Below are 4,406 nucleotides of genomic sequence, written 5' to 3'. Positions count from 1 at the left end.
TCTCTATGGCGGCGCCTATATCAGCGGTGAGAGACGTTTCATTATCTTTGCCCTGCTCAAACCAATGGTTGGCCCCTTCATTGTCCTGCCGCTTCTCCAGGTACATTGTTTTTTCAGGAAGACGAACAATAAATACATCTTCATCGCGGCGCGTAACCCCGGTTTCGTGATTGTTGAGTTGTATGTTAAAGCTGTCCATAGTCACAAAGTTTATCTTTTGAGGTACAATCATTATGCCTTATGCGTGCCGGTTGGTCCTTTTTTTGTTTCTTCGCAGTTGAGTCCTCTTTATCCTATTTAACAAGACCAACAAAATGTGCGTATGATCATTAAAGAGCTACCTGTTGTCATTGAAACCCCTAAAGGGAGTAGTGAAAAATACGATTATGATCCCGTGTCACGGTTCTTTGTCCTCAATAAAATATTGCCTGCCGGTATGGTGTTCCCTTACGATTTTGGGTTTATCCTCGGAACCAGGGGCGCAGATGGAGATCCGCTGGATGTGATGGTGATCTCTGAATTTAAAAGCTTTCCCGGCTGCCTGATCAAATGCCGGTTGCTGGGCGCTATAAAAGCCGAGCAAAAGGAGAAGGACGGCGCCGTAGTGCGCAACGACCGCTATATAGCTGTACCCGTAGTGTCGAAAACATTCAAGGGAGTAGATGCGGTAGCCTCCCAAACGATCCGTGAAATAGAACATTTCTTTATTTCCTATAATGAGCAGGAAGGAAAACAATTTACCCCATTAGGATACATAGAAGCAGCTCCCGCCTATGAGCAGATAAAATTCCCCGAAAAATGAATGCCCTGGCTACACTGTGGGGACAAGGCGACCAGCTCGACGTTCTGCAGATGGCTGTAAGGGCGGTAGTCATGTATTTTGTTACCCTGGTCCTCATCCGGCTGGGAGGTATGCGCATTTTTGGTAAAAGGTCTGCTTTCGACACGATTATTGTAATTATAATGGGAGCAGTGCTGGCCAGGGTAATTGTAGGAGCCTCCCCGTTTAAAGGGACTGTAGCTGCTGCCGCTGTAATGGTGGCTATTAACAGGAGCCTGGCCTGGATCTCGTTGAAAAGCAGTATGATTAACCGGCTGGTAAAAGGAAAGCCCCTGCTGTTGTACGATGCAGGCGAAATTAAGTGGGAGAATATGAATAAGGCCTGCCTTAGCAAATCCGATCTGATGGAAAGCCTGAGGCTGGAAACCCTGAAAGGGTCCCTCACAGAAGTAGCGCAGGCGTACATGGAAACGAACGGAAGGATCAGTTTCATATTGAAACGGGAGTAAGCGACAACTGTGCATTTTATTACACGCTTTTTATGTTGGTTGTGGAATTTTAATGGCATCCCCATAGCAAGGATCAACCAGTATTTTTAGGATTTTATATTTTGTACCATGATGAATGCCCCCACAAAGGCAAAATTGAGTGAGCCGGCTACCGCGTTAAATAATTTCCCTTCCGGGGGAGAAACAGGTGAACTGATCCGTTCTTTTAACTGGGCCGCCACGCCCCTCGGAGCGGCTGACCAGTGGTCGCAAAGTTTAAAAACCTGTATACAGATCTTACTCTCTTCCACACACCCCATGCTGTTATGTTGGGGCAACGAAAGCATTCTTATATATAATGATGCATGCAGGGAGCTGCTGGGCAGCCGGCACCCATTATCCATGGGGCAACCCGCCGTAATGGTATGGCCTGCCATATGGACTGCCGCCGCATTTTCCCTGGAAGCTACCCCCACCAATATTCCGCAGCTGCAGCTGATGCAACCCGATGGAGGCAATTACTGCTTTAACGGCAGCCCGGTAAAGGACGATGCAGGTGATACAGGCATCCTGTTTATGGGCGCCACCCGGCATAACGGGAACGCACCCGCGTTTGTTAGAACAGACCTGGCAGCTTTCACCAGGACATTACTGGAACAGCTGGATCCTGTGATCCGCGGAGCAGGACTAACTCTGGTGATTAGCCTGGATACACTTCCGGAAGATGTATATATAGACAGGGACCTCTGGGAAAAGATCATATTGGCGCTGCTTACTAACGCCCTAAGCTATACGTTGCAGGGCGGCGTTGCGGTAAGGCTTAGCCAGGAAGGCAACCGCGTAATGCTTTCTGTTGCTGATACGGGGATTGGCATTACACCAGGACTGCTGGCAGAAATCAGGGCCTCCCTGCAGGCTCCTGCCCGCCATCGTCATGGATTAACCCTGGTAAATGAAGGTGTACTGGTACATGGCGGCGACCTGCATATTGGCAGCGTTACCGGCGAGGGCAGTACTTTTACCGTGTCCATTCCCGCAGGTTATGCACACCTGCCTGCTGCACAAACCTTTCATAACGCGGCACCGGCGTACAAAGCCTATCACGGTTACCTGGCAGGCATGGCCGCCGATATCCGGATATGCCGGGAAAAACTCCGCCATCAGTATGCTGATATGCATTATCAGCAACTGCTGGAAGCATTGCCTGCGGCAGTATATACCTGCGATAAAGAAGGACGCATACTCCTTTTTAATAACGCCGCTGTTACCCTTTGGGGCAGAACACCGGTGGCCGGCGCCGACCTCTGGTGCGGCTCCTGGAAAATATTTGAGCCGGACGGTGTTACGCCAGTAGAACTGGACAGCTGCCCCATGGCGGAGGCCATTAAAGGCGGTGCACCGGTGCGGGGAAAAGTGATCATGGTGGAAAGACCCGATGGCACACGGCGACTGGTACAGCCATATCCCGATCCGCTCTTCGACAGCGCCGGCAACCTTGAAGGCGCCGTAAACATGCTGGTAGATATTACCGATCAGAAGAATGCGGAAGAATACATGTCCCGGCTGGCAGCTATCGTAGAATCTTCTGATGACGCTATTATCAGCAAAACGCTGGAAGGCATCATCACCAGCTGGAACCCGGCAGCAGAGCGTTTATTCGGCTATACTGCCCGTGAAATGGAAGGAACGCCCATAACACGCATCATTCCGGACGACAGGCTCGGGGAAGAGCCAAAGATCATTGAACAACTCCGCGCCGGGAACCGGGTGCAGCATTTTGAAACAAAACGCCGCAGGAAAGACGGAGAACTGATCGACATCTCCCTTACTATATCTCCCGTAAAAGATAGACATGGAAACGTGACAGGCGCTTCTAAAATAGCCCGCGACATTACGGAGAAAAAGAAATTGTTCCTGGCGCTCCAGGAAAGCGAAGCCCAATACATGAAACTGGCCGTGCACCTGGAGGCCATGGTGGAACAACGTACCAAAGAACTGGTGGAAGCGAATTTCTATCTCGAAAAATCAAACAGGGAACTGGAACAGTTTGCCTATGTAACCAGCCACGATTTACAGGAACCCCTGCGTAAAATCCATACGTTTGCCGGTATGCTGTATAACGTGAATAAAGACATCCTTACAGACACCTCCAGGATGTACATCGATAAAGTGATGCAAAGTGCAAAACGCATGTCGCTCCTCATTACCGAACTGCTGGACTACTCACGCCTGATTCATGTAAAAGATCCCTTTGTGGAAACAGATCTCAACGAGATCCTTAAAAATGTACTGACAGATTTTGAAGTGGTGATTGGTCTGCATGACGTAACCATCAACGCGGAAGTATTGCCGCGGCTTTCCGTAAGCCCCCTGCAGATAAACCAGCTGTTTCATAACCTCATTAGCAATGCCATCAAGTTCCTGTCGCCCGAAAGAAAACCGGTGATCCGCATCTATGCAACACCGGTAAGCCGGGAGGAAGCACTGGAGTTTCCCGGTCTCGACAATACGCTAAGTTACTACGCCATCATTGTATCGGATAATGGTATCGGGTTCGACCAGGTTTATGCCGAAAAGATCTTCCAGATCTTCCAGCGGCTGAATGACCGCACTGCCTATGAAGGAACAGGGATAGGGCTGGCCCTGTGCAATAAGATTGCCCTCAATCACAAAGGGGGTATCTACGCAAGCGGTGTTCCGGATGAAGGAGCCATTTTTAAAGTATTGCTCCCCGTATAGCGAAGTGTTGTGTTTTTGTTAATTGTGTTTGTTTTGGGAAGAATGGAGTACGAATCCCGGCAACTGATTTTTCCAGGAACATTTCCTGCTGTACTTTTGCAACAGTTACAACTTTTCTTTTTACTCGTTTGTTGTCATAGTACGAATTGTTACCGATTTATCCTGCCATTAAAATGCCCTGCAATGAAAGAGAAATTAATCAGCTTACTAATTGATCCGGACCGTGACCGGCGTAACCAGTTTTATCTTGCACTGGACCTTTTGAATGTGAGCAAGGCCTGCATAGCGCAGGATAACACCAGTAAGGCGCTGGACTATTTCAAAAAGCACCCCGACCTCATCCCGGACTATATCTTTTTAGACAGCCTGCTGCCTTCAGATGAAACGCCCCGGTTTTT

4 protein-coding genes and 1 pseudogene are annotated in these 4,406 nt (G+C 49.1%); 4 read left to right on the top strand and 1 reads right to left on the bottom strand.

The genetic code is table 11. The annotated features are described in order from the left end of the window. A partial coding sequence (locus tag VN105_RS29345) for a hypothetical protein (protein WP_325646985.1) occupies window positions 1–199 on the bottom strand: 199 nt, incomplete at its 3' end. Window positions 200–322: 123 nt separating this feature from the next. On the opposite strand from VN105_RS29345, the gene VN105_RS29340 reads away from it, so the two are divergent. The 4 genes and pseudogenes from VN105_RS29340 to VN105_RS29325 form a co-directional block, all read left to right on the top strand. Then, window positions 323–802 carry an inorganic diphosphatase gene (locus VN105_RS29340; protein WP_325646983.1) on the top strand — a complete coding sequence of 160 codons (480 nt, stop codon included), beginning with the start codon at window positions 323–325 and terminating at the stop codon, window positions 800–802. Then, a complete protein-coding gene (locus VN105_RS29335) occupies window positions 799–1,290 on the top strand; it encodes a DUF421 domain-containing protein (RefSeq protein WP_325646981.1) in 492 nt (163 codons plus the stop codon). Before VN105_RS29340 ends, VN105_RS29335 begins: the two co-directional genes overlap by 4 nt. Before the next feature lie 108 nt (window positions 1,291–1,398). Continuing rightward, window positions 1,399–4,008, top strand: a complete 2,610-nt coding sequence (locus VN105_RS29330; protein WP_325646979.1) for a PAS domain S-box protein — start codon at window positions 1,399–1,401, stop codon at window positions 4,006–4,008. Between the two features lie 183 nt (window positions 4,009–4,191). Continuing rightward, a pseudogene (locus tag VN105_RS29325) lies at window positions 4,192–4,406 on the top strand (hypothetical protein); the annotation flags it as partial.

This window comes from Chitinophaga sp. (genome assembly GCF_035564935.1).
In the GTDB taxonomy this organism is placed as follows: domain Bacteria; phylum Bacteroidota; class Bacteroidia; order Chitinophagales; family Chitinophagaceae; genus Chitinophaga.
The sequence above is the reverse complement of the archived record's forward strand: the minus strand, read 5'-3'. Positions and strand labels throughout refer to the sequence as shown.